At 34.1% G+C, this 24,326-nt stretch carries 25 protein-coding genes and 1 pseudogene; 12 read left to right on the plus strand and 14 right to left on the minus strand.

All coding sequences use genetic code 11. The annotated features are described in order from the left end of the window. Positions 1-15: 15 nt before the first annotated feature. Together HHU08_RS24370 and radC are read right to left on the minus strand one after the other, a co-directional pair. The gene (locus tag HHU08_RS24370) at positions 16-531 is read right to left on the minus strand and encodes a DUF1643 domain-containing protein (RefSeq protein WP_169189537.1); all 516 of its coding nucleotides are present in this window, start codon (positions 529-531) and stop codon (positions 16-18) included. Between the two features lie 15 nt (positions 532-546). Further along, a complete protein-coding gene (gene radC / locus HHU08_RS24375; RefSeq protein ID WP_169189538.1) occupies positions 547-993 on the minus strand; it encodes a RadC family protein in 447 nt (148 codons plus the stop codon). Positions 994-1,189: 196 nt separating this feature from the next. Here radC and HHU08_RS24380 point away from each other — a divergent pair, with 196 nt between their 5' ends. From HHU08_RS24380 to HHU08_RS24395, 4 genes are all read left to right on the plus strand, one after another. Continuing rightward, positions 1,190-3,943 carry a type I restriction endonuclease subunit R gene (locus tag HHU08_RS24380; protein ID WP_169189539.1) on the plus strand — a complete coding sequence of 918 codons (2,754 nt, stop codon included), beginning with the start codon at positions 1,190-1,192 and terminating at the stop codon, positions 3,941-3,943. 189 nt (positions 3,944-4,132) lie between these two features. Next, positions 4,133-4,723, plus strand: a complete 591-nt coding sequence (locus tag HHU08_RS24385; RefSeq protein ID WP_169189540.1) for a restriction endonuclease subunit S — start codon at positions 4,133-4,135, stop codon at positions 4,721-4,723. A 23-nt stretch (positions 4,724-4,746) separates the two neighbouring features. Then, a complete protein-coding gene (locus HHU08_RS24390) occupies positions 4,747-6,300 on the plus strand; it encodes a type I restriction-modification system subunit M (protein WP_169189541.1) in 1,554 nt (517 codons plus the stop codon). Between the two features lie 3 nt (positions 6,301-6,303). Next, positions 6,304-7,521 carry a restriction endonuclease subunit S gene (locus tag HHU08_RS24395; protein ID WP_169189542.1) on the plus strand — a complete coding sequence of 406 codons (1,218 nt, stop codon included), beginning with the start codon at positions 6,304-6,306 and terminating at the stop codon, positions 7,519-7,521. Between the two features lie 87 nt (positions 7,522-7,608). Here HHU08_RS24395 and HHU08_RS24400 read toward each other — a convergent pair whose 3' ends face one another. Continuing rightward, positions 7,609-9,795: a DEAD/DEAH box helicase gene (locus tag HHU08_RS24400; protein WP_169189543.1), complete on the minus strand. Its 2,187-nt coding sequence runs from the start codon at positions 9,793-9,795 to the stop codon at positions 7,609-7,611. After that, the gene (locus HHU08_RS24405) at positions 9,796-10,740 is read right to left on the minus strand and encodes a HamA C-terminal domain-containing protein (protein WP_169189544.1); all 945 of its coding nucleotides are present in this window, start codon (positions 10,738-10,740) and stop codon (positions 9,796-9,798) included. It abuts the gene before it with no gap. Positions 10,741-11,067: 327 nt separating this feature from the next. Here HHU08_RS24405 and HHU08_RS24410 point away from each other — a divergent pair, with 327 nt between their 5' ends. Both HHU08_RS24410 and HHU08_RS24415 read left to right on the plus strand, forming a co-directional pair. Beyond that, entirely contained in the window at positions 11,068-11,502 is a 435-nt protein-coding gene (locus HHU08_RS24410) for a MerR family transcriptional regulator (protein ID WP_169189545.1), read from the plus strand. Between the two features lie 71 nt (positions 11,503-11,573). Then, entirely contained in the window at positions 11,574-12,422 is an 849-nt protein-coding gene (locus HHU08_RS24415) for an aldo/keto reductase (RefSeq protein WP_169189546.1), read from the plus strand. A 321-nt stretch (positions 12,423-12,743) separates the two neighbouring features. On the opposite strand, the gene HHU08_RS24420 is transcribed toward HHU08_RS24415, so the two are convergent. Together HHU08_RS24420 and HHU08_RS24425 are read right to left on the minus strand one after the other, a co-directional pair. Then, positions 12,744-13,271 (minus strand): cyclophilin-like fold protein, encoded by a 528-nt coding sequence (locus HHU08_RS24420; RefSeq protein ID WP_205835691.1) that lies wholly within the window; start codon positions 13,269-13,271, stop codon positions 12,744-12,746. A gap of 95 nt (positions 13,272-13,366) precedes the next feature. After that, the gene (locus HHU08_RS24425) at positions 13,367-13,945 is read right to left on the minus strand and encodes a sugar O-acetyltransferase (RefSeq protein ID WP_169189547.1); all 579 of its coding nucleotides are present in this window, start codon (positions 13,943-13,945) and stop codon (positions 13,367-13,369) included. Positions 13,946-14,207: 262 nt separating this feature from the next. Here HHU08_RS24425 and HHU08_RS24430 point away from each other — a divergent pair, with 262 nt between their 5' ends. The 3 genes from HHU08_RS24430 to HHU08_RS24440 all read left to right on the plus strand — a co-directional run bounded on the left by HHU08_RS24430 (position 14,208) and on the right by HHU08_RS24440 (position 16,241). Further along, positions 14,208-14,624, plus strand: coding sequence for a MerR family transcriptional regulator (locus tag HHU08_RS24430; protein WP_169189762.1), 417 nt, complete (start codon positions 14,208-14,210; stop codon positions 14,622-14,624). A gap of 109 nt (positions 14,625-14,733) precedes the next feature. After that, positions 14,734-15,705 carry an alpha/beta hydrolase gene (locus HHU08_RS24435; RefSeq protein ID WP_169189548.1) on the plus strand — a complete coding sequence of 324 codons (972 nt, stop codon included), beginning with the start codon at positions 14,734-14,736 and terminating at the stop codon, positions 15,703-15,705. A 332-nt stretch (positions 15,706-16,037) separates the two neighbouring features. Further along, a complete protein-coding gene (locus HHU08_RS24440; protein ID WP_169189549.1) occupies positions 16,038-16,241 on the plus strand; it encodes a hypothetical protein in 204 nt (67 codons plus the stop codon). A gap of 374 nt (positions 16,242-16,615) precedes the next feature. Here HHU08_RS24440 and HHU08_RS24445 read toward each other — a convergent pair whose 3' ends face one another. The 8 genes from HHU08_RS24445 to HHU08_RS24480 form a co-directional block, all read right to left on the minus strand. Further along, positions 16,616-16,891 carry an iron-sulfur cluster assembly accessory protein gene (locus HHU08_RS24445; RefSeq protein ID WP_169189550.1) on the minus strand — a complete coding sequence of 92 codons (276 nt, stop codon included), beginning with the start codon at positions 16,889-16,891 and terminating at the stop codon, positions 16,616-16,618. A gap of 23 nt (positions 16,892-16,914) precedes the next feature. Continuing rightward, on the minus strand, positions 16,915-17,343 hold the full coding sequence (locus HHU08_RS24450; protein WP_169189551.1) for a protein-tyrosine phosphatase family protein: 429 nt from the start codon (positions 17,341-17,343) through the stop codon (positions 16,915-16,917). A gap of 13 nt (positions 17,344-17,356) precedes the next feature. Continuing rightward, a complete protein-coding gene (trxB, locus tag HHU08_RS24455; protein WP_169189552.1) occupies positions 17,357-18,304 on the minus strand; it encodes a thioredoxin-disulfide reductase in 948 nt (315 codons plus the stop codon). Positions 18,305-18,322: 18 nt separating this feature from the next. Then, complete coding sequence (arsA, locus tag HHU08_RS24460; RefSeq protein ID WP_169189553.1) at positions 18,323-20,089, minus strand: arsenical pump-driving ATPase; 1,767 nt, start codon at positions 20,087-20,089, stop codon at positions 18,323-18,325. Positions 20,090-20,113: 24 nt separating this feature from the next. Then, positions 20,114-20,476, minus strand: a complete 363-nt coding sequence (gene arsD, locus HHU08_RS24465; protein ID WP_031540538.1) for an arsenite efflux transporter metallochaperone ArsD — start codon at positions 20,474-20,476, stop codon at positions 20,114-20,116. Positions 20,477-20,572: 96 nt separating this feature from the next. Further along, positions 20,573-20,992, minus strand: a complete 420-nt coding sequence (arsC, locus tag HHU08_RS24470) for an arsenate reductase (thioredoxin) (protein WP_169189554.1) — start codon at positions 20,990-20,992, stop codon at positions 20,573-20,575. Between the two features lie 15 nt (positions 20,993-21,007). Continuing rightward, a complete protein-coding gene (locus HHU08_RS24475) occupies positions 21,008-22,303 on the minus strand; it encodes an arsenic transporter (protein ID WP_169189555.1) in 1,296 nt (431 codons plus the stop codon). A 14-nt stretch (positions 22,304-22,317) separates the two neighbouring features. Beyond that, positions 22,318-22,662, minus strand: a complete 345-nt coding sequence (locus tag HHU08_RS24480; RefSeq protein WP_169189556.1) for an ArsR/SmtB family transcription factor — start codon at positions 22,660-22,662, stop codon at positions 22,318-22,320. A 359-nt stretch (positions 22,663-23,021) separates the two neighbouring features. Between HHU08_RS24480 and HHU08_RS24485 the strand changes: the two genes are divergently transcribed. The 3 genes and pseudogenes from HHU08_RS24485 to HHU08_RS24495 form a co-directional block, all read left to right on the plus strand. Continuing rightward, positions 23,022-23,378, plus strand: a complete 357-nt coding sequence (locus HHU08_RS24485; RefSeq protein WP_235678891.1) for an ArsR/SmtB family transcription factor — start codon at positions 23,022-23,024, stop codon at positions 23,376-23,378. A gap of 125 nt (positions 23,379-23,503) precedes the next feature. Beyond that, complete coding sequence (locus HHU08_RS24490; protein WP_235678893.1) at positions 23,504-23,902, plus strand: permease; 399 nt, start codon at positions 23,504-23,506, stop codon at positions 23,900-23,902. A gap of 15 nt (positions 23,903-23,917) precedes the next feature. Further along, positions 23,918-24,115, plus strand: a pseudogene (locus tag HHU08_RS24495) (thioredoxin family protein); the annotation flags it as partial. Between the last annotated feature and the right edge of the window lie 211 nt (positions 24,116-24,326).

The following is a 24,326-nucleotide window of genomic DNA, read 5'->3' on the forward strand; positions in this document are numbered from 1 at the left end:
TCAACTATAATATTATTATTTCTCATTATGGCTAACGTCATACGGTACTAACTTCCACTGATGTTTCACAGCAGGATAGAGAGGATGGAAACCTTTCCGACCAAAATTCGCTTCTATTTGAAGAATGTTTGCCTTCTTATCTAGCAATATGGCTAAAATCATTTTTATCCGTTCAATAGCCTTCTTGTTTGTCTCTACACCCTTTCCCACCGCAATAATGACATCATCTACTCTTGGGATGGCTTCTTGAATACACTTCAAATTTTCAATAACAGACTCTTTGGTTTCATCTCCTTCTGTAGATGGAAATAGATTTACAATATCGACGACACCGTATTCCAACTTAGAAAGGTTATTAATGACATACATCGTTGTTTGGTCTTGCACAATTTCATCTGCCTGACCTGCGTTTTTCATGATGACTAGAGCCTTTTTCTTATTCTTGTCCCACTCTTTCCTAATAAGATACTTGTTTTTCATTTCATCATCATAAGTGACTTCTGTTTTTAACGTGCTTTTTATTGTTTTCACTGTTTTTTACTCCATTCAGATTATGCCTTTCTCTTTTAATGAGATAAAGGTTTCATCGCCAACGATTATGTGGTCAAGAACATCTATGCCAATAATTTTTCCTGCTTCTACTAGTCTTTTAGTCACCTCTATATCTTCTTTGCTTGGTTCTACCTTTCCCGATGGATGATTATGACCAATGATTATACTTGCTGCTGAGGATAAAATTGCTGACTTCATAACCTCCCTAGGATGAACGATGCTGGCGTTTAAGCTCCCAATATGGCAGATATTAATTGATACTGGCTGGTTTTTAGTATCAAGTGAAGCTACGATAAAATGCTCACGGTCTTTGTCTTCTAAGAATAACTTCATTAATTGATAACCATCTTCTGGTGACCTTACAGATCGTTCTTTGTATAGTATGCTTGATTCTTTTACCAATTTTAATGATACAATGTTAATTCGTTTTGCTGATTGCATTTTAATACCTCCTATTCTGTATTCAAGTTAATAATATATATTCAACTTTTGATTAAAAACGGATGCTGTTAGCTGCTAACCGTATTTATAAGAGAGTACTTATTGCAAGCCATTATTGGAAAATTTTATAAAAATAAAACCAAGCCATACGAATTTAAGTATAATATAGTAGAGATAGGATTAAGGGGGTTACAGCATGGGGTATCAACCAGAAGCAGAACTAGAGAAAAATTTACATAAACAACTTGTAAATCAAGGATACAAAGCGGTTAAGATTGCGAACTATGACGCATTATTAGCCAATTTCAAGCAACAACTTAATTTATTCAACGAACATAAACTAAACGGTCAACCGATATCAGATATAGAATTTAAGAGAATCCTTACGTTAATCGAAGGAAAGAGCATTTATGATTCTGCAAAGATCTTACGCGATAAACTGTTAGTTGAACGTGAAGATGGTACGCAACTATACGTAGAGTTGCTAAACACAAAAGATTGGTGTAAGAACCTTTTTCAAGTCACGACACAAACAACAATAACTGGTAAATACACAAACCGCTATGACGTGACAATCCTTATTAACGGCTTACCACTCGTTCAAATAGAATTAAAAAGGCGTGGACTAGACTTTAAAGAAGCATTCAATCAAATCCAGCGTTATCGTCGTCACACATTTACTGGTTTGTATCGTTTCCTACAAATCTTTGTCGTAAGTAATGGGGTCGATACAAAATACTTTTCGAACTCTGATTACGACATTCAATTTGGCTTTACATTTTTCTGGTCCGATGAGATGAATGAATTGATTACAAGCTTACAGGACTTCAGTAGAGCTTTCTTACAACCGTGCCATCTAGCAAAAATGATTAGTCGTTACATGGTCATTAATGATACAGATAAAGCTTTAATGGTCATGCGCCCATATCAGGTTTATGCAGTAGAAGCACTTGTTAAGCGTGCAACGGAAACAAAGAACAATGGCTTCATTTGGCATACAACAGGGTCAGGGAAAACATTAACCTCTTTTAAAGCTGGACAAATCCTAGCAGACGAGGAAAGTATTAAAAAAGTATTTTTCCTTGTAGATCGTCGAGATCTAGATAGCCAAACGATTCAAGAATTTAATAAGTTTCAAAAAGGTTCCGTTGACCGAACAGAAAAGACAGACATACTTATTGAACAAATAAAAGATCCAATGAGGTCTTTTATAGTTACAACAATAGATAAAATGAATAATGCTGTAAAAAACCCTAAATATACAGAAGTGATGGCACCTTACAAACAGGAGCGTGTCGTCTTTATCATCGATGAGTGCCACCGTAGTCAATTTGGTGATATGCGCAAAGAGATTGATCGTCATTTCCAGAATGCTCAATACTTTGGATTTACAGGAACACCACGCTTTGTCGAGAATAAGAGCCAAGATGGACGTACAACTGCTGACCTTTTTGAGAAATGTTTACATCATTATCTCATCAAAGATGCAATTCGTGATGGTAATGTACTTGGCTTCTCTGTTGAATATATTCGTACGTTTAATGCTAATATCAATGAAGAAGATACTACAAAAGTACAAGCGATTGATACGGATGAAGTTTGGCATGATGAGCGACGTCTTAACCTTGTTGCAGACCATATATTAGATAATCATATTCGCCGTTCAAAGAGCAAAGGTTATTGTGCCATGTTTACAGTTGACTCAATTCCAACACTCATTAAGTACTATGATATCTTCAAAAAGAAGAACCAAAAATTAAAGATTGCTGGGATTTATTCATATGGACAAAATGAGGAAAGCGATGGTACTGGTGAGCATTCTCGTGAAGCATTAGACCGTATGATTGTGGACTATAACAAATTGTACAACACTGACTATTCAACAGAAACTTGGGATCGTTACTTTTCCGATGTTTCAAAGAAAGTAAAACATGCACAGATTGACATTTTACTTGTTGTGAAAATGTTCCTAACTGGTTTTGATAGTAAACCACTCAACACTTTATATGTAGATAAAAACATGGTGTATCATGACTTACTTCAAGCATATAGCCGTACCAATCGTGTTGAAAAATCAACAAAGCCATACGGTAACGTCATTTGCTATCGAAATTTAAAAGACAATACTGATGATGCAATTAAACTATTCTCTCGAACAGATAATGTTGATACGGTATTAATGGCTAGTTATGAAGAATACCTAAAAGCTTTTAAAGAAGCACTAAGAAATCTACGAGAAATTGCAGTAATCCCAGAAGAAGTAGACGAACTTGAACGTGAAGAAGATAAGCGAAAGTTCATCGTCGCATTTAAAAATGTAACAAAAATGCTCCAACGTTTACAGTCATTTTCTGATTTTGAGTTTGATGAAACAGAACTGATGATTTCACAACAAACATATGAAGATTACAAAAGCAAATACTTCAAAGTGTATGAAGAGTTTAAGCGTAGTGAAGTGTCAAAAGAGTCTATTCTTCATGACATAGACTTTGAATTAGAGCTTATGCATACAGACAAAATTAATGTCAGTTACATTTTAAATCTGATTGCAAGCCTTAACACAGAAAATGAAAAAGAACGTGACAAAGAGATTCGTTTCATCAAACAAGAATTAGACCATGCGTCTGATCCGAAGTTACGTCTTAAAATTGAATTGATTAAAGGTTTCTTAGATAAAGTTGCACCAACTTTAGCGCCTGATGAATCTGTCATCGATGCATACAATCGTTACGAGGAAGAAATGAGTGAGCAAGAGCTCTCATCATTTGCGAAAGAAGTAGATATCGAAGATAGTGTATTACGTGAACAAGTATCAACATATGAGTATTCCAACTTAATCGAAAAAAATGCGATTATGGATTCTTTATCAGGATCGTTCTTGAAGAAGAATAAAGCAATTAAACATATTACTTCGTTCATTCGTGACTTTACAGATAAATACGGTGCATAGAGACCATATTGTTAATTAATCCAAATAAATATTCCATTTATAAAGGAAGAGCGCAAAAAATGCGCTCTTTTTTTGATATATTTTAAAATATCAAAAATAAAATTAAAAATTTATTGATATTTTTAAAAATATCAGTTATAATAAGTTTAGTGGTGTTGATATATTAAAAAATATCATAGGGGGGTTATTGTGAAACTTAATCAAATCGCACAATTTACACAAGGGGCTTTTGCAAATCGATTAGAAACTTTCTCTAACAACATCGAGACAACAAAAGTTAGACTGCTTTCACTCAAACAATTTAACGAAACCCTTGGACTGACTTATCGAATATCAAATGAGAAAAGTGCTGAAATAACTGTACCAAAAGAAAAATTAACTCCACAACTCTTAACAGATACAAATAGTTTAATATTACACACACATACCCAAAAAGTTGCTTTGTTACCTGATAAATATAGCGGGTTATTATTAACAAATAACTTTATTAAAATTCAAATGACAGGCAACGTAGATGCCTCCTTCTTTGAATGGTACTTTAATGAACATCCATCCATTCAAAAACAGCTTTCTGTGTTAAGTGAAGGAACAGTCATTTCATTACTGAAACTTTCTCATTTAAAGGATTTAGAAATTGACTTACCACCTATTCAAAAGCAAATAACTATTGGAAAAATTGCTCAGTTGAAAAAGTTACAAGAGTCACTGATGGCTGAAAAACGCGAATTACAACAGATTTATATTCAACAGAGGCTAATTCAAAGTATCAACGTGAATTAATAATAACTAAGGAGGAACTTATTATGACGACAAGTGAAAAACAACGCCAACAACAAGCTGAATTACATAAAAAATTATGGGCGATGGCAAATGATTTACGAGGTCAAATGGATGCCAACGAATTTAAGGATTATATTTTAGGATTAATTTTCTATCGTTACTTATCTGAAAAGGTAGAAGCACGTGCAAAAAAATTACTAAAAGACGATAACATTTCTTATACAGAGGCCTGGGAAAATGAAGAGTACCGTGAGGACTTAGCAGAATATCTTATAGAAGAGTTAGGTTATGTAGTAGAGCCTCAATTCCTATTCTCACGTTTCCTTGAGGAAATTGAAAAAGGAGCAAATGGTAACTTCGATGTAGAGATGCTACAAAACGGTGTAAAAGCAATTGAATCATCTACTTTAGGTACTGAAAGCCAAGACGATTTCCAAAATCTATTCGACGATATGGATTTAACTTCTTCCCGCTTAGGGCGTACAGTGAAGGATCGTACAAATTTAATCAGTAAAGTAATTGTCAACATTGCTGATATTCCATTTTTACAAGATGATGTAGAAATTGATATTTTAGGTGATGCATACGAATACATGATTTCTCAATTCGCAGCTAATGCAGGGAAGAAAGCTGGCGAGTTCTATACGCCACAACAAGTATCTAAAATCTTAGCGAAGATTGTAACTGCGGGAAAATCAGAAATACGTGATGTGTATGACGGAGCTTGTGGTTCAGGATCTTTGCTACTTCGTGTAGGTAAAGAAGCGAAAGTACACAAATATTACGGACAAGAAAAAGTATCAACAACATACAACTTAGCTCGTATGAATATGTTGCTACATGATGTCCCTTACCAACGTTTCGATATTCAAAATGCAGATACATTAGAAGAACCGCAACATATCGACCAGCGCTTTGAAGCAATCGTTGCCAATCCTCCGTACTCAGCAAAATGGAGCGCAGATGACAATTTCAAAGAAGATGAGCGCTTTAGTGCCTATGCAAAACTAGCACCAAAATCAAAAGCGGACTTCGCCTTCATCCAGCACTTTATTCATCAACTAGATGATAATGGGACAATGGCTGTTGTATTACCACATGGTGTTCTATTCCGTGGCGCAGCAGAAGCAACAATCCGTAAGTATCTGATCGAAGAAAAAAACTACTTAGATGCAGTAATCGGATTACCAGCCAATATTTTTTACGGCACAAGTATCCCAACGTGTATCCTTGTATTCAAAAAATGCCGTAAACATGATGATAATGTACTATTCATTGATGCATCTAATGAGTTTGAAAAAGGTAAAAATCAAAACCATTTAGCTGATGAACATGTGGAAAAAATCATTGTAACACTCCAAAGACGTGAAATGATCGATAAGTTTTCATACGCAGCAACCTTGGATGAAATCAAAGAAAATGACTACAACTTAAATATCCCTCGTTACGTGGATACATTTGAAGAAGAAGCACCGATTGATTTAAAAACAGTGAAGCATCGTCTAAAAGAAATTGATGATGAAATTGAAAAAGTGGATCGAGAGTTAGAGAAGTATTTTAAAGAGTTGGAGGTGTAATAGATGAGTGCACCTAAGTTAAGATTTAAGACTTTTCACAATGAATGGAAAGTGACTCTCCTTAGTGATTTAATGTCCTTTAATAATGGAATCAATGCAGATAAGGGCAGCTATGGTCATGGCCGTAAATTTATTAACGTATTAGATATCTTAAACAATAATTCAATAGAATATGACAACATTATTGGTTCTGTATCTGTCTCTAAAAATGTTGAAGATAATAATAAAGTTGAATATGGTGATTTACTATTCCTTCGTAGTTCAGAAAATAGAGAAGATGTAGGTAAAAGTACTGTCTATTTAGATAAAGATAAATTTGCTCTATTCGGTGGTTTTGTCATTCGTGGCAAAAAGCATGGAGATTATCATCCTTACTTTTTGAAACTTAATTTAGAATCACCTAGAATTAGACATCAAATTGGTTCTAAAGCAGGAGGAAGTACACGTTTTAATGTTAGTCAGTCCATTTTAAACTCTATTGAAGTTTCTATGCCCTCACCAAATGAACAAAAAAAGATCGCGGAGTTTATGGAACATTTTAATAAGAAACTAAAACTGCAACAAGATAAAATTGAATTATTGAAAGAACAGAAAAAAGGCTATTTGCAGAAAGTCTTTAAGCAAGATATACGGTTTAAAGATAATAAGGGTAATGAATTCCAGGAATGGAAAGAGACATCTTTTAATGATTTGTTTGAATCAAGAAATATTAAACAAATTCCGACAGCAGATGCTCCATTAATGGCGTTTACGTCAACAGGTGGGGTCGAGGAAAAAGGCGATAGATTTAATAGAGAATTTCTTGTGAAAAATGAAAATAAAACCTATAAGAGAACGGAATTGAATGACCTTATTTATAGTTCAAATAATTTGGATGTCGGAGCTATCGGCAGAAATAAATATGGTTCAGCGGTTATATCTGATGTATATGAAATTTTCAAAGTGAAAAATACAACTACTCCCGAATTTGCTGAAATTTTAATTCAACAAAAAAATATACTGCATGAAATTTTAAAGTATAGACAAGGGGCTTTATATGGTCAATATAGAATTCATGCATTTGATTTTCTAAGTGTGATCGCTAAAATACCATCAATAGAAGAACAAGAAAAAATAGGAGCTTTTTTTTCAATATTAGATGCAAAGATTCAGTTAGAAAAAGAAAAATTATCAGCACTTGAAAAACAAAGAACAGCCCTCATGCAACAAATGTTCATTTAGTGAAAACAGCACCAGTCCATTTAATTTGGAATGGTGCCTTTCCTTTATTTATAAAACTTTATTTATGGTTCGGTTCTACATGATAATCTATGTGAAACTTATTAAATTTTGAATTTTTTTCTTTTCATAATTTAAGAGACTACTCTCATTCAAAACTTTCTCATCCCTAATAAATTTTAGAACATGATTTATAGGTAAATCCTTAGGAATAAATCTTTCAATTTTTTTAATCGCTGAAGAAGGAACACCTAAATCTATTAGATGTGCTAAATTACTAGAGACGTATTCATTTTCTAATAAGCTAGCATATATTTTATAATTGCCAGGCTTTATTCCATTTTTATGACAAACTTCAGTTTGAAGCTTATCAATTACATTTAACCATTTAGGTACCTTATACTTTAACCAATGTCTATGAACCTGCATTGTATTTAGAATTGCTAAATCTAAAATTTGGTTCTTATTTTTATTTTTGTTAGCTGTTTGCTTAGATTGATATATGTATTCAGACCGTATAGAGTCTATAAAACCATCTTTCACTCCAAAATTATTAGTTATAAAAACTAATTTTCCTTTTGTCATTGGTAAGGTAGTCTCACCAGGTTTTAAAAGATTATCCCAACCTAACTCTAATATATATGATAATTGTTTATATGTGGGAATACCCTCCCAACATATCATATTTTGATGGTCAGCGAGATTTTCCTCTATTTCTTTTATAATTTTTAGTTGTCCATTAACGGATATATTATTATTTTTGACAACCTCAAAATAATCGCCTAAAGTGTCAACTAAGTTGTTATAACGTTCAGTTTGTTCTTTTTTTATATTATCTTTTTCCAGGCTAATAATAACTTCATCTGAAGCTTCAACCTGATCAAAAAAAGGAATATCTATTATTACATCATTATTACTAGGAATTTCATTAAATAAATAAACCTTCCCTAATATATGCTTCATAAATCTTCCCGATCTACCTTTAATATTACTAAAATCGAAATAGTCAATTTCTTTTCCACCCTTAATGTTATCGAATATTACTACATTTTTTGCAGTAGTATTCACTCCCTCGATAAGAGTAGAAGTACAAAATAAATAGTTTAATTTTTGATTATTAAAATAATCGACAACACTTTCATTGATATGCTTAATTATTGCTCCATTATGAACTCCAATTTTATATTTTAAAAGTTTATTATAGGTCCATTGTGGAGTTAAATTTTCATTAATCCATTCAATTAATTCGAGTTCTTCTTCATTTTCTACTTTTCCTTTTTGCATAAGGTAATCCAAGAACTTTATAGATAAGCTCATTACCCTATTTGGTGAAGAGCAATATATAATAGTCTGTTCTTCTTTTAAGTTAAATAATAACTCAAATAAAAGATTTTCTTTAAATTTTATTTTCCCTGGAGAATTAAGCTCTTTTTTATATTTTGTATATAAATCAATAATGTCGTTATTTACTAAAGAATAATTGGTTTTGTAGAAAATTGCATTATATTTCTCTGCGAAACCTGGTGAGATATTGGTTATGTTGGGTCCTAGTAAATAAAATTGAGCTCTATGTTTATTTATTAGTAAATTAGCTGCCATATTTAAAATATCTGACCGTTCATCATCTCTCTTGGAACTTAACTTATAAAACTCATCTATTATTACAAAATCAATTTTGGGGAGATTATTAAACTCTATTACTCTTTCTGCAGTTAATATAAAAATATTATTTTCATTATTCTCAACTTCTTGACTTGTAGTTACTATAATATTATAGGTATTATTATATTTAACTAATTTTTTGAATGTTTCATGTATAAGTGCAAGAGTAGGTTGTATAATTACTATATTTTTATACTTTCTACTTGCTACTATCTCCTCTATTAAAAGACTTTTCCCAAAGCTTGTTGGAGCACTTACAACCAGGTTTTTATTATTTTCTAAATAATCTAAAAGTATTTTTTGCTCTCTATGTAAAGTAATATTACCAATATTACTCGATTCGTGATAATATGTCCTAATTTCTTGACCTAAATCTTTAATGTCATTGCTGTCATAAACTTTTAAATATGGATAGAAACCTGCTGAGTCTAATAAGTCTATCCAAATCTTTTTCGTTCCTTGTTCAACTTTTTCCCAATTATCAATTATCGCCAACAATATGTCTCTTCCCATTTGTTCATCCATACTTCTCAGGTACCTTGAACAAATACTCGTTAAAGCAAAACTATACTCAAAATCAATAAATTCCTTATTATAAATATCTTCTATATTCATTTATTCACCTAAATTCTGCATAATAACAAGTTTTTTATGCAATCCTTTGACTAAATCAACTTTAGATTTTACAGGAAATAATATTACTATTATATTTAAATGACCTTTTAGAGGATGATCATAGTTATCATCAAAATATTTCTTTAATTTCTTTATCTCATTCTCATAAGCTTGAATAAAATCGTCATTTCTTTCATCTGAATGTTGATTAAACAAATCACATGAATAAGTACAAATTAACGGTATTACAATTTGATTTAATTGGTCAGCTAATTTTGTTGTAGTGTCTAATAAACTTAACCAATAATCCACTTTTTCATTAGGTTCTGTGTCTTTAAGCCTATTCGATATAATTGTAAATTCGTCATTTAAATAGTCCCTTTTAAAATGTTCTTTAAGATCTTCAATTAAAGCTAACAGCCCTTTTTTTCCATCTGTATAAAGTTTAGATTCTCCCAACCACAAAGTCCTATCTAATTCGTTGATATGTACAGAATCGAAACCATGAACTGCATGTCCATACGAGTCTTTAAAATAAACTTTTGATATTAATGGAACTGTTCCATGGAAGTTTTTTAAGATAAAGTGTAATATTATTTCTCCAAACTCTCCTCTCTTCAAATACTTTTTATCAATTTCTATATCATCTTCAAGTTCTTGGCCTGTTAAATACAAGTCTGAAACTTCTCTAAACTCTTTAATCTTATATATTGACTTCGCTGCTTGATATATTTTATTAACAATTTCATCATTAGAAGTTTTGGTTCCTTGATGAAACCCAAAAGCAAACTCTGGAATGATGTTTATTAGATAACTTATAAATTCATTTAGTCGATACACCATCTCTCCATCATCGTTCAAGTCATAGCCTATATAATATGTAACTAAGTCATTTTCCATTATTCTTGTATTTAGTATTTTTGAAGCTCTAGCAACAGTAGTCATATAACCTCCAACTATTAAAAAACCTTGTTAGGAATTGGTAATTTTATATAAATTATACCATAAAAAAAGCCTAACTGAATAAGTTAGGCTACGGCTACTAATACCGTTAACAAAAAAACCTCATTTACTTATGGTACGGTTCACCGTAGTTATTTAAGAGGCAAAAAATGAAATAAATCAGTTGTTTGTAACTAGTACACCCTTTTCATTATAATTGTTATAACAATTTTACTAAATGCATTACGAACCATCATGAATCTAGGATTGTAGCTGCTTGAACAACTTGGGAGTAAGTAAACGAAAAAAAAGTTCTTCGAAAGGAAAATTATGAACAGCAAACAAGTTGCGGAAATGTTTGACCTATCGGTGGATACTCTTCGTTATTATGAAAAGATTGGTGTGATACCACCAGTTACACGTGATAAAAATGGTTACCGTAATTATCAAACCAGTGATCTAAATTGGATTTTTCTTGCCAAAAGTCTGCGTTCAGCAGGATTGTCCATTGAATCATTGATTGAATTTGCTTCACTTGCGGGACTTAGTGAAACCCAAAATGTAGAGGACGCTCAAAAACAAATATTGGTAGACCAATTAGAGGAAATTGAAGAAAATATAAAGAAAATGAAAGATGTGCGCTCTCTCTTACAATATAAGATTGACACCTATGACGCTCATCTAGCCAAGTATAAAAGTGGTGAATGGTCGGAAGATACAGTGGAAAAGTTATGGGAGATGAAACCTTCTAAAAAATCACAGTAAACTTCTTGCTATGGAGTTGACTCCATAGTTTATAGTAGCTTATGTAATTAAGCTATTAGGAGGTAGAGAAAATGAAAACTGTACAACTTAATAACGGTGTTAAAATTCCAATTTTGGGTTTTGGTGTATTCCAAATCCCTGCTGAAAAAACAGAACAAGCTGTGATTGATGCTATCAAAGTTGGCTACCGTCATATTGATACAGCTCAATCATATATGAATGAAACGGAAGTCGGATTAGGAATAAAAAATTCTGGCGTCGATCGTGAAGATATTTTTATTACAACAAAAATTTGGATTGAAAATGTGTCTTATAATGGAGTGATGGATTCTTTTCAAGGGTCACTTACTCGTCTAGGTTTAGAATATGTTGATTTATTGCTTATACACCAGCCTTATCATGATGTTTATGGTGCATGGCGTGCAATGGAGGAACTTCAAAAAGAAGGGAAAATACGTGCCATTGGTATTTCAAATTTTGCGGTTGACCGTGCAGTAGATCTATCATTGTTCAATGAAGTAACACCTGCTATCAACCAGATTGAGATTAACCCCTTCAATCAAAAAACAAAAGCTATCGAAGCGTTAAAAGCGGAAGGAATTTGTCCTGAAGCATGGGCGCCTTTTGCAGAAGGAAAAAATGGAATTTTTCAAAATGAAATTCTTAGTGAAATAGGTAAGAAGTATAATAAGTCCGTTGCACAAGTTATTTCACGTTGGCTTGTGGAGCAAGAAATTGTAGTCTTAGCAAAAACGACAAATCCAGACCGTATGGCGGAAAATATAGATGTATTTGACTTTTGCTTAACTGATGAAGACAAAGCAGCTATCGCTACATTAAATGTTGGAGAAAGCCAATTCTTCTCGCATGCCGATCCAAATATGATTAAGTGGTTAGCCGAAAGAAAATTAGGGTTATAAAATTGGTTCTTTTACAAATATTTTAGCACCTGTTGATTATCTATGTAACTCCAACAAAAACCGATAAATAAGGAATGCTTTCTTATAAAATCCAAGTGTTACCACACGAACTTTTATGAGAGAGAGCGTTTGCTATGAAACAGATTGTACCGTAGTTATTTAATAGCATAAAAACAGACAGGATATAGATTTTCCTGTCTGTTTTAGTTTATTCAATGAAGGATTTGTACGCAGCAAAGGACCTTTGTTTGTTGTTCTTCTTCAACATACCCAGCTTGCTTTGAATATCACAATCTGAATTCCCTAAGTGATAAATCTTATTCACTCATTCTCATCCGCCAAATCAAAAGCGACATTTATATCACCGTCTCCGACAGCTTGAACAAAGCGACTTGCCTCTTCAATATACCCAAGACGAGTGTAGCTATAAGTACTTGAGAAGGTTTCATAAAACAATACCAGACCATTATCCCCATACAACATGATATCTCCTGCAACAATCTCACCGGGTCTCTCAGAATTTGTTGGAAGTTTTTCTTGGAAGCTATAGAATTTCTCATTACTATTAACATCGCTCATGTTTATGTCTAATGGTAGTTTTTTAATTAATGCCTGTGTGGTTTGGTTATCGTAAAGCTTTGCAGAAAATACCTGATCGCCTATTGTTATGTTTAAATCTATCATCGTTGATGGGTTTGACATATCAATTTCCCTCGATTCTTGAATTGAGTTACTGGATGGCAATTCTTCTTGATTTGTTTCTTCTCTTTCATTCGTTTCACTACTAGCACAGGCAGTCAGACCAAGACAGAAAAAAATCAAACAAAGGATAAAAAAGAATTTTTTCATTCTATGTAATCCTTTCTACATGCTTTTACTCAAAATAAAATTAATTCTGTTTCACGATGGAAACTTGCACCGCCAACATAAGGAATCACATAGAATTATTCCTGACTGGTTTCAATTTTCTTTAATATCTTCGCAGGCACCCCTCCTACGATAACATTTGGGGGGACATCCTTTGTCACTACCGCACCAGCTGCGATAATAGCTCCATCACCAATGGTTACACCGGGAACGACTGTGGCATTTGCTCCAATCCAGACATCATTACCAATTGTAATGGGGGCAGGATGCATTGTGCCACGCTTTCTAGGGTCAATATCGTGATTAAGAGTAGCCAAAACTACATTGTGTCCAATGAGAACACCATCGCCAATGGTAATTCCACCTTGATCCTGAAAGCGACAGCCTGAGTTAATGAAGACATTCTTGCCCACCTTAATGTTTTTCCCACAATCCGTATAAAAAGGAGGAAACATGGCAAATGTTTTGTCTACTGGTTTGCCAATTAATCGGGAAAACAGTTCCTGAACTTCATGGGGAGTATGATAATGTCCATTCAACTCAGCGGTTAATTTCAATGCTTCTTGCGAGACTTTGTGCATTACTTGATGCATCTCCGACCCTCCCTCAACCACTTCACCTCGGTTCAAGTGTGCTAAAAAGTCATGAATATCCATTAAAATCCTCCTTGTCGATTACTAAGACTATCTCTTATATACTTATCAATTAAATACCATTTTAAATCTTAGAGTTAACTATAGGTCAAGTGGTAAAGATACCGAATTGATATTGCAATTTAGGTTGCAATAATTACATATAAGAAAAGCAAAAAATCAAAGATCATTACTACTTTGACACTCTATATAGGCCATGATAATATACATTTCAAAAATATAAAGTTAACTAGAGGTTTATATCCTAAAGAGAGGAAGATGCATGATGGCCACATATTCGATTGGGGAAGTAGCAAAAGAATTAAACCTTACAGTATATACTTTGCGTTACTATGACAAAGAGGGGCTTATGCCTTTTGTAGAACGAACGCCAAGTGGTACAAGAGTGTTTAAGGACTCAGATATCGATGCTTTAAAAATTGTTGAATGCCTGAAGTCTACAGGAATGCCAATAAAGGAGATTAAAACGTTCTTTGAATGGTGTTCTGAGGGAGACTCTTCGTTAAAACAAAGATACGAAATGTTTATGGAACGAAAATCCTGTGTGGAAGCTCAAATGGAAGCACTAAAAAAAACACTGGAACTTATTGATCATAAATGTTGGTATTATAAGACGGCATTAGATGCAGGAACGGAAGATATTCATAAGCAGAATAGTATTGAAATTCCTACAAATAAATAAATAAATAAAAACCTACCTGTACATCTATTGACCTAGAGTTAGCTTTAGGGATTATCCTAATAGTGCATTCACAAATTCATGGCAAATAGGTATAGGAGTGGAATAAGAGATGAAAGAAGAGTTAACGATTACACAAGAATGGGATAAAGTTTTTCCTAAAAATGAAAAAGTGAATCATCGGAAAGTTATTTTCCACAATCGGTATGGAATTACATTGGCAGCCGACTTATATGAACCGAAACAGTTTGAAGGAAAGCTTCCAGCAATCGCTGTCTCCGGTCCATTTGGAGCAGTTAAGGAGCAATCATCGGGTTTATATGCTCAAACGATGGCCGAGAAAGGATTTTTAACCATTGCCTTTGACCCCTCTTTTACAGGTGAAAGTGGAGGAACCCCTCGCTATGTGGCATCACCAGACATCAATACAGAGGATTTTCAAGCGGCTGTAGACTTCTTGTCCGTTCAAAAGAATGTGAATCCTGACAAAATAGGCATTATCGGCATTTGTGGCTGGGGAGGAATGGCTTTAAATGCTGCTGCTATTGATACAAGAATCAAAGCAACGGTGGCCTCTACCATGTATGATATGTCTCGTGTGATGGCACGAGGATACCATGATGCAATGGCTGAACATGCACGATATGAAACTAGAAAAAGTTTAAATGCACAGAGAACTTTAGATTACAAAAATGGAGAGTATGCAAGAGCCGGTGGAGTAGTAGACCCTCTTCCAGAAGAGGCCCCATCGTTCGTAAAAGATTATTTCGATTACTATAAAACAAATCGTGGGTATCATGAGCGCTCATTAAATTCTAATGATGGATGGAACGTTACTACAGCTTTATCATTTATGAATATGCCACTTTTACAATATAGTAATGAAATTCGCAGTGCTGTTCTCATGATACATGGTGAGAAAGCTCATTCTTTATACTTTAGTCAGGACGCATTTAAAAAATTAACAGGTGAAAATAAAAAACTGACGGTGATTCCGAATGCAAGTCATACAGATTTGTATGACAAGACTGATATCATACCATTTGAGGAAATTACAGAATTCTTTCATAAAAATATGATTTAATTAGTTATACAAAATGGTAATTAGAGTTGCCGTAGTTAATTAAGCGACATAAAACAGACAGGATAAATATTTTTCTGTCTGTTTTAGTATATTTAAAAAAGAAAGAATTTGAATACAGTATGTCTAACTCTTTAACACATTTCTAACTAATGAAATTGGATATCGAAGGTAAATATAATGTTGACACTTTAACAACAAAAGTTACTTTAAGCACAGATATTTATTTAACTTGATTGAAGGCAGCCTTACTTTGTAAAATAATAATTACTTACAAAAATCGGGATAAAACATTGAGCTTACAACCGTTTATCTTAAACAATGGGGGTTACGTAATGATACGAAATACTCGCGATAGATTAGCTAAAGAAATATCCAATGAAAAAGGGATAGATCTAATTCAAGTGCAAGAAATTATCGATTTATTTTTGCAACTAATTTATGAAGAAGATTACGTCGTTATAAAACAAAATACACAATTCGCAAAAAAACAGATGGATAGTTCATTAAGTAGTTCAGATAACGTGGAGAAAACATAAAATTTCAACTAAAAAATGATTTCTCCACATAAATAGCAAGTAAATTAACAATTAAATTAACACAAAAAAGCTTTTCCCAAGCTTTTTGTTTTAAATGTGGGTGCTCTTATTCCATTAAGCCTCCCCTTTGTTCAAGAAGAAAATATCTAAAAGCCAGACATTCCAAACATAAATAAAGCGATAATGACCAGATAGCCCACAGGAAGTACAATTAAAATAGTCGCTGATGCCTTCCTCCAAAATCCGCTCTTACTGTACCAAGAAGCAATTGCTGAACAATATATATTACTTCATTCCTTTTATAGTTACAAAAAGAAAAGCTGCCTAATGGCAGCTTCGACTATTATTGTTTTGCGACTCTAATATTTTTTCCTTTAACAACAGTTACTAGCACCAATTAAAACTAATCCTGTACCATTTTGGCCTTCTTCTATGTCTAGAGTTAATTCCTCCGTACCGTTAACTTGTGAATCGAAGGCTACTTTAATTCCATTAATCGTTTCGATCTTATCCGATTCTATCGGTGCATCTAAGGTGATCGTAAATTGTGGGCCACAACATCCCGCAACAGTAGAAAGACGAATTCCTTCTGCTCCTTTTTCTTGTAAAAAATTCTCTAACAGTTGTTTAGCCTCGTCTGTAATTTTCATTTTATTTCTCTCCCTCATCTTTACTATGCATTTGGATAAATTCTTCTCAATGCCTCTTTCATCTCTGGTTTCACACTAATTTTTGGTCGTACGCTCTTAGCCATCTCTTCTGCTTCTTCGATTGTACTTGCTTTTCCCAAAGCCAATAATATACCAATTGCAACAGTACCTGTACGATTACTCCCACCTTGACAGTGGAAATAAACGTTTTTCCCTTCATTATACGCATTCACAACCTGTTCAATGGATTTCTTAACAGATTCATCTTGGCGTTCAGCATCGTCCACAATAGGGCTGTGTATACGATTATAATTAGAGCTAGCCTTTGGAGATTCTGCTCTTAAATCAAAGATGACATCTACTTTTTCATTTTTCATCATATCTTCTACATCATCTGCACCACCGATGTAAATACGTTCCTTTACTAATTCTTGATAATTCTTTGTTGTCATGTTTTCCCTCCTGCTATGATGATTGACTCCAATCATGAACTGCATTTCCTTCTAAATATCTTTCTGCATCTAGTGCTGCCATACATCCCGTACCGGCGGCAGTAATCGCTTGACGGTATTTTTTGTCTTGTACATCCCCACAAGCAAATACCCCCGGAACATTGGTTTCAGTAGTACCGGGTACAACATTGATATACCCTGTTTCATCTGTATCTATCTGACCATTCAAAAATGATGTATTTGGTTTATGTCCGATAGCGACAAAAATCCCATCCGTTTCAATAATCTCTTCTTCATTGGTCTCATTATTTTTCACTTTTAACCCTGTAACACCATTTTCTCCTGCCATTACTTCTAGTGGTGTTTTATTAAGTTTCCAAGATATTTTTGCATTTTCTCTCGCACGATCCTGCATAATTTTTGAAGCTCGGAGTTCATCTCTTCTATGGACAATGATGACTTCACTTGCAAACTTTGTTAGAAAATTCGCTTCTTCCATTGCAGAATCCCCACCGCCAACGATAATCACTTTTTTACCGCGAAAGAAAAACCCATCACAAGTGGCACACGTACTAACTCCGCGACCTATGTTCTGTTTCTCTCCCGGTATATTTAAAAGTTTTGCGGAAGCACCTGTTGAAAGGATAAGTGATTCCGTTTCAATTTCACCAATACCGCTAACATCTAAGCGAAATGGTTTCTTTGATAAATCTATATTTGTAACCCAACCTCTTTTAAATTCAGCCCCAAAACGCTCTGCTTGCTTTCTCATATTCTCCATTAATTCTGGTCCCATAACTCCGTTAGGAAAACCCGGAAAGTTTTCTACCTCCGTTGTAAGAGTCAACTGTCCGCCCGGTTGATCTCCCTCAATCACAACTGGTTTCATATTTGCTCTTGCAAGGTAAATAGCAGCTGTTAACCCTGCTGGACCTGTTCCCAAAACCACCACTTTTTCCATACTCAATTCCTCCACTGATTATTGATGAATATAATCTTTTAACTTGTCGTATCCAATTTTTTCTTCTGGTAACCACGGAATAACGGCACACTTTTCAGACTTGTTATCCCTCACTTCTTGAATCCATTCTTTTTCTGTCAATGCTTTCCCTTTTAAAATAGGATCGTTTGTATTAGTAGCAGATAAACTTTGATTAATGACCCACCATTTTGGATTTATACTTGCCCGTCTTAAATCGTCTTGTAATCTAGATGCTTCTAAAACAGGTGTCGCTTCTGCCAGTGTGACAATCACTACAGATGTTTCTTTTGGATTTCGAATTTGTGGCAACAGTTTTCTTGCACTTTCTGGCACTTCTCCTGTTGACCTTTCGATTTCTTTACTATAAGACTCTGAGGCATCTAATAATAGTAAGGTATGCCCTGTGGGTGCTGTATCAATGACGACAATCTCATTTTCCGATTTAGCTACAACTTCTGCAAAGGCTTGGAAAACGGCAATTTCTTCTGTACATGGTGATTCTAAATCTTCTCTTAAATAAGCAAGTCCAGCTTCATCTAAATCCTTACTCGATTTCGAAAGCACTTCAGCTTTGTACTTTTCAACCTCCTTTTTCGGACTAATGCTGCTAATGGTTAGGTTTTGATTTAGATGACCACTTTGGAATTGATAGTCCAAATGTGCTGCCGGATCTGTAGTGGTTAAATGGACCTGATGTCCTTTTTCAACTAAGCCAACTGCGATAGCTGATGCAACAGTTGTTTTTCCAACACCACCTTTACCCATTGTAAAAATCAACTTTGTACCATTTACTGAAAAGTCATCAATGACAGCTTGTAATCCCGGAAGATTTACGGATGGTATTTCTTCATTCAAAGTTGCTAAAACTTTGGATGGTTCAAACAAGTTTCGAAGGTTTTCTACACCTGTTAAAGAATAGGAAACATACGGTAACGAGTACGTAATAGTCTCATGTAAATTATCCGGAATTTGTTTTAACGCATCTCTTTGTCGATGATAAAAAGCAGATGATATTTCATCGTTCTCATTGTGATTTTGAAGAAGGCCATTAATAATGAGCATTTGGTTTTTAATCCCAATTTCTTTCAGTTCCTTTGAAGCACGATCTGCTTCTAAAAGAGATGAAACATCTGGTCTGGTTACCAATATAAGCGTCGTTTTAGAAGGGTTAGAAAGGGCAGATACTGCGTTTGAATAAAGACTCTTTTTATCTGCTAACCCAGATAAAGGGCCTAAACAGGATGCGCCATGCGTACTTTCTTCTAAAAATCCATTCCAAGCTGTTGGGAGTTGTAAAAGGCGTAACGTATGACCAGTTGGCGCTGTATCAAAAATAATATGGTCATATTGATCTGTAATTTCACTATTTGTAAGAAAACCCGTAAACTCATCAAATGCAGCAATTTCAACCGTACAAGCACCTGACAATTGTTCTTCCATCGTAGCCACTACTGCTTCTGGAAATTTATCACGATATGGACCAACCACACTTTCACGGTAAGCTTTTGCGGATGCCTCTGGGTCAATATTGCTTGCAAATAAATTTTCAACGGCTGGCACTGCTTTTGGGGTGCTTGTAAGTTCGATTCCAAATACATCTTGCAGATTAGAAGCAGGATCTGTACTTATTAACAATACACTTTTTCCACTATCCGCCAATGCTACTGCTGTTGCACAAGCTGTCGATGTTTTTCCTACTCCGCCTTTTCCTGTTAAAAATAAAAATTGAGTATCAACATGATTCGGACTAAATAATGGATACATATCTTTTGCCTTCTTTCGAATGGTTTATAGTTGATTTAAATTAAACGAAATTCGTGATTTTGGTTTTTCGTATAATTCTTCTGGTTTTACTCCAAACCATTCTGCAAATTCTTCATTTGTAGGGTAGCTCCCCACTTTTACTAACTTGTCATTAACTAAAACAACTGGTAAGGCATTCGGTCCTTTTTCTATAAATACACGGTTTATTTCTTCATTTTCCGCAAATTTATCAGGATCACTTGTTAGTTGGTATCGTTTAATATTAAAGCCCTTTGACTCTAATGAATAAACAGCAGACGCTACTCTAGTTAACTCTGGATCAACACTTGGTCCACATACTCCCGTGGAACAACACATTGCAGGATCAAAAATCTCAACTTTATTCATGTAAAAGCCTCCCAATATATTATTAAATAAGCATTTGCTTATTTGTTTAGTTAAAGAAAACCAAGAGGAAATCCTCTTGGTTATTCTATTGTCTGCTTATTCTCCCGTTTCCGCAAAGCGTTGGATTCTTTCACCAATTTCATCGCGAACACGTTGGAATACAGCCCACTTTTCTTCCTCTGTACCTTCTGCTTTTGCGGGATCATCAAAGCCCCAATGATCACGTTTTACATGCGGGGGTGTCATCGGACATTTATCCGCAGCGTCCCCACATAAAGTTACAACAAAGTCAGCATTATTTAGAATTTCAGGATCAATAATGTCTGAAGTTTGATTTGAAATGTCAATACCCACTTCACTCATTGCTTTAACAGCATTTGGATTTAATCCATGTGCTTCAATCCCGGCACTTTTTACTTCCCATTCATCGCCGAGATGCTTTTTTGCCCATCCTTCTGCCATCTGGCTACGGCATGAATTACCTGTACATAAGAAATAGATTGTTTTTTTAGACATAATATCATTCTCCTTTTAGATAATTAATAAAGTTAAAAATAGACCTAGTAAAGTGATAAATAAAATTGGGATTGTTAAAACAATACCCGTTTTGAAATAAGTTCCCCATGAAATTTTAACCCCTTTTTGGGATAGAACATGAAGCCACACTAAGGTTGCAAGAGAACCGATCGGTGTAATCTTTGGACCCAAGTCTGAGCCAATGATATTTGCATATATTAGCGCTTCTCTAATTACACCTGAAGTATTTGTTTCGGCAATGGCTAATGCATCAATCATAACAGTCGGCATATTATTCATGACGGATGACAGGAAAGCTGCAATAAAGCCCATTCCTATCGTTGCAGCAAATAATCCTTGATCGGCAGTTGCCTGAATAACACTAGCTAATGAATGGGTTAGCCACGCATTTCCTAAACCATATACAACAATGTACATTCCAATTGAGAAAAACACGATATTCCACGGAGCGCCTTTAATAACTGCTTTTGTTTTAACGACTTTACTCCTTCTAGCCACCAATAAAAAGACAATGGCAATTATACCTGCCACAATTGAAACAGGAATATTAATGAATTCACTTGAAAAGTATCCAATTAGTAATATCCCCAAAACAACCCATGAGAGACGAAACATTTTTGGATCTTTAATGGCATCTATCGGTTGTCTTAATTTAGATAAATCATACGTTTTTGAGATGTTTTTTCTAAAATACACTAATAACACCGTAATCGTTGCAATCAATGAGAATAAGTTCGGTATAACCATCCTAAAGGCATATTCAACGAATCCAATTCCAAAGAAATCGGCAGATACAATGTTAACTAAGTTACTGACAACAAATGGAAGCGAAGTTGTATCTGCTATAAACCCACTTGCCATAATAAAAGGAAATACCAGTTTTTCTTTAAAATTCAAATTACGCACCATCGCTAGGACAATCGGTGTCAGGATTAAGGCAGCCCCATCATTAGCAAATAATGCAGCAACAATCGCTCCTAAAATACTGACATAGACAAACATTTTTACTCCATTACCCTTAGCAGCTCTAGCCATATGCAGTGCGGCCCATTCAAATAATCCAATCTCATCTAAAATTAATGAAATAATGATAATAGCGACAAAAGATAATGTTGCGTTCCAAGTAATGCCGATGACTTCGAACACATCGTTAAAACCGACTACACCCACTAGTAAAGCTAGGATGGCTCCACCACAGGCAGACCAACCGATATTCAATCCTTTAGGCTGCCAGATTACTAAAATGAGTGTTGCTAAAAAAATGACTGATGCTAATATTGCTGTTATCAAATTCCTTACCTCCATTAGTCACACGAGATACGTAATCCCTGTTCCTCTAATTCCTGTAGTTTATAATCTTGGTTAGGAAGATGTTGCAGTAAATCTGTGATTAATGGATAATTCTCACTATCTTTATTCAATGAGTAAATAATCCATTGCCCTTTTCTAGTTTCTGTAATAATTCCCAAATCCTTTAATTTACGGACGTGCTGACTAATAGCTGGCTGACTCACTTTAAAGATTTCAACAAATTCACAAACACAATAATTATTCGTGGCGAGCATTTTTACCATCGTTAATCTTGTCTTATCACCTAAGAGCTTTAAGATTGCTGCAACTTTTTCAATCTCTAACGTGGCTAATTGCAAGATGTACACCTCCCACATTGATCTAAATATAAATAAATAATAATTCACTTATATAATAATTTACTTATATATATTTCGCAACTATTTTTTGATAAATTTATTAATGTTTTCATTTAGCTCTACATTCTTAACTGTATTTATGATTAGAACTCCCATTATTTCCATTTTTATTCAAGAACGGTACTTCTTCCTTCTTTATTATTTATTATTTATTATTTATTGTCTCAAAAAAATCCTTCTCAATTCATTTAAGATTCTTTAATAGAACATTCGTAAATAATCTGTTCACTAATAGCTCATAATAAAATACTAAAAAACTAGAAAACTAGTTTTATAATAAAGATAGGAGGTTGAATCATATGCATATGGAAATACCACTTACAACAAAAACAGCTGTAAAAGATAATCAGGAAACCAAAAACATTGTAATTCAATCTGAAGAAGAACTACCATTTATTAAAGAAAATGATAAACGATTGGAAAAAGCAGAGTTTTTCAAAGCGATGGGAGATGAAACGCGATTAAGAATTATTGGAATGTTAGCGATTGATGACTTATGTATGTGTGAAATTGTTTCTGGATTGGATATTCCATCTTCTACCGTTTCCCACCATTTGAAACTTTTAGAAAGAGGAAGTGTGATCGAGTGCCGGAAAGAAAGACGTTTCACCGTCTATCGTCTGCAAAGAGAAAAAGTTCTTCCTTATTTAAGGTAAGAACAAAAGAAAGAAGGAAAATATGCTGGAGATATTTTCATGGCTGAATGATCAGCTTCTCAAAATGGAATGGCTTTTCGATCTAGTCAAATTGCTTGTAGAAAGAGTTTTTCAACTCCCAATTAATGAAAGACTCGGAGGAAGTATACATTTTTTTATCTACGATACCATTAAAATTTTATCTTAATGACTGTTTTAATCTTTTTCATATACTATATCCAAAGTATTTTCCACCTGAAAGGACAAAAAGTCTTTTGGGCGGAAGTAGAGGGGTAAAAGGAAATATACTAGGTGCATTACTTGGAACAATTACTCCATTCTGTAGTTGTTCTAGTAAACCTATCTTTATCGGTTTTACATCTGCAGGATTACCATTAGGTGTCACTTTTTCTTTTTTAATTTCTTCAGCGATGGTAGACCTTGCTTCTTTTCTTATATTAACGTCATTCTTCGGAGTGAAAATCGCTGCCATTAACGTAATTTGTTGGTTTAATCCTTGCCGTAATTGGCGGTACAAGTATTAGGACCCCGGCTGTGCAAATTGTAAAAGATTAGTAAACAATGTAGAAGTAGCAATGGAAGAACTTGGTATAAACGTTGCTATTGAAAAGGTAACAGATTTTAAGAAAATCGCAAAATATGGGGTTATGAGTACACCTGAACTCGTTGTTGACGAACAGTTAATAGTTTCAGGAAAAGATCCTAAATCTGAGGAAATTAAAAAGTATCTACAATAGATATAAATAGGAGGAATGGTTGCTCGTTAAAAATGAACAACCATTCCTTTTTTATCCTTCTTACTGAGTGAAGAGATAGTAAAAGTAAATAATTAATGAATACATTGCTCCGCAATCTGGCCCGTTTGTGAAAGACTGGTCTTATTGAAAATTATTTCACTACATTAAATAGTTATTTAATGCAGTGATTCTTTTTCTCTAGATATATCTG

The sequence above is a fragment of the Niallia alba genome, assembly GCF_012933555.1.
Taxonomy (GTDB): Bacteria; Bacillota; Bacilli; order Bacillales; family Cytobacillaceae; genus Niallia; species Niallia alba.

Coding starts and splice junctions, on each gene's coding strand:
- HHU08_RS24405 (WP_169189544.1), bottom strand. CDS start 10,740: ATGACTACTGTTGCTAGAGCTTCAAAAATACTAAATACAAGAATAATG.
- HHU08_RS24430 (WP_169189762.1), top strand. CDS start 14,208: ATGGCCACATATTCGATTGGGGAAGTAGCAAAAGAATTAAACCTTACA.
- HHU08_RS24485 (WP_235678891.1), top strand. CDS start 23,022: ATGCATATGGAAATACCACTTACAACAAAAACAGCTGTAAAAGATAAT.
- HHU08_RS24440 (WP_169189549.1), top strand. CDS start 16,038: ATGATACGAAATACTCGCGATAGATTAGCTAAAGAAATATCCAATGAA.
- HHU08_RS24390 (WP_169189541.1), top strand. CDS start 4,747: ATGACGACAAGTGAAAAACAACGCCAACAACAAGCTGAATTACATAAA.
- arsA (WP_169189553.1), bottom strand. CDS start 20,089: ATGTATCCATTATTTAGTCCGAATCATGTTGATACTCAATTTTTATTT.
- HHU08_RS24445 (WP_169189550.1), bottom strand. CDS start 16,891: ATGAAAATTACAGACGAGGCTAAACAACTGTTAGAGAATTTTTTACAA.
- HHU08_RS24395 (WP_169189542.1), top strand. CDS start 6,304: ATGAGTGCACCTAAGTTAAGATTTAAGACTTTTCACAATGAATGGAAA.
- HHU08_RS24380 (WP_169189539.1), top strand. CDS start 1,190: ATGGGGTATCAACCAGAAGCAGAACTAGAGAAAAATTTACATAAACAA.
- HHU08_RS24420 (WP_205835691.1), bottom strand. CDS start 13,271: ATGAAAAAATTCTTTTTTATCCTTTGTTTGATTTTTTTCTGTCTTGGT.
- HHU08_RS24400 (WP_169189543.1), bottom strand. CDS start 9,795: ATGAATATAGAAGATATTTATAATAAGGAATTTATTGATTTTGAGTAT.
- HHU08_RS24415 (WP_169189546.1), top strand. CDS start 11,574: ATGAAAACTGTACAACTTAATAACGGTGTTAAAATTCCAATTTTGGGT.
- HHU08_RS24490 (WP_235678893.1), top strand. CDS start 23,504: ATGAAAGACTCGGAGGAAGTATACATTTTTTTATCTACGATACCATTA.
- HHU08_RS24450 (WP_169189551.1), bottom strand. CDS start 17,343: ATGACAACAAAGAATTATCAAGAATTAGTAAAGGAACGTATTTACATC.
- HHU08_RS24425 (WP_169189547.1), bottom strand. CDS start 13,945: ATGGATATTCATGACTTTTTAGCACACTTGAACCGAGGTGAAGTGGTT.
- radC (WP_169189538.1), bottom strand. CDS start 993: ATGCAATCAGCAAAACGAATTAACATTGTATCATTAAAATTGGTAAAA.
- trxB (WP_169189552.1), bottom strand. CDS start 18,304: ATGGAAAAAGTGGTGGTTTTGGGAACAGGTCCAGCAGGGTTAACAGCT.
- HHU08_RS24435 (WP_169189548.1), top strand. CDS start 14,734: ATGAAAGAAGAGTTAACGATTACACAAGAATGGGATAAAGTTTTTCCT.
- arsD (WP_031540538.1), bottom strand. CDS start 20,476: ATGAATAAAGTTGAGATTTTTGATCCTGCAATGTGTTGTTCCACGGGA.
- HHU08_RS24410 (WP_169189545.1), top strand. CDS start 11,068: ATGAACAGCAAACAAGTTGCGGAAATGTTTGACCTATCGGTGGATACT.
- arsC (WP_169189554.1), bottom strand. CDS start 20,992: ATGTCTAAAAAAACAATCTATTTCTTATGTACAGGTAATTCATGCCGT.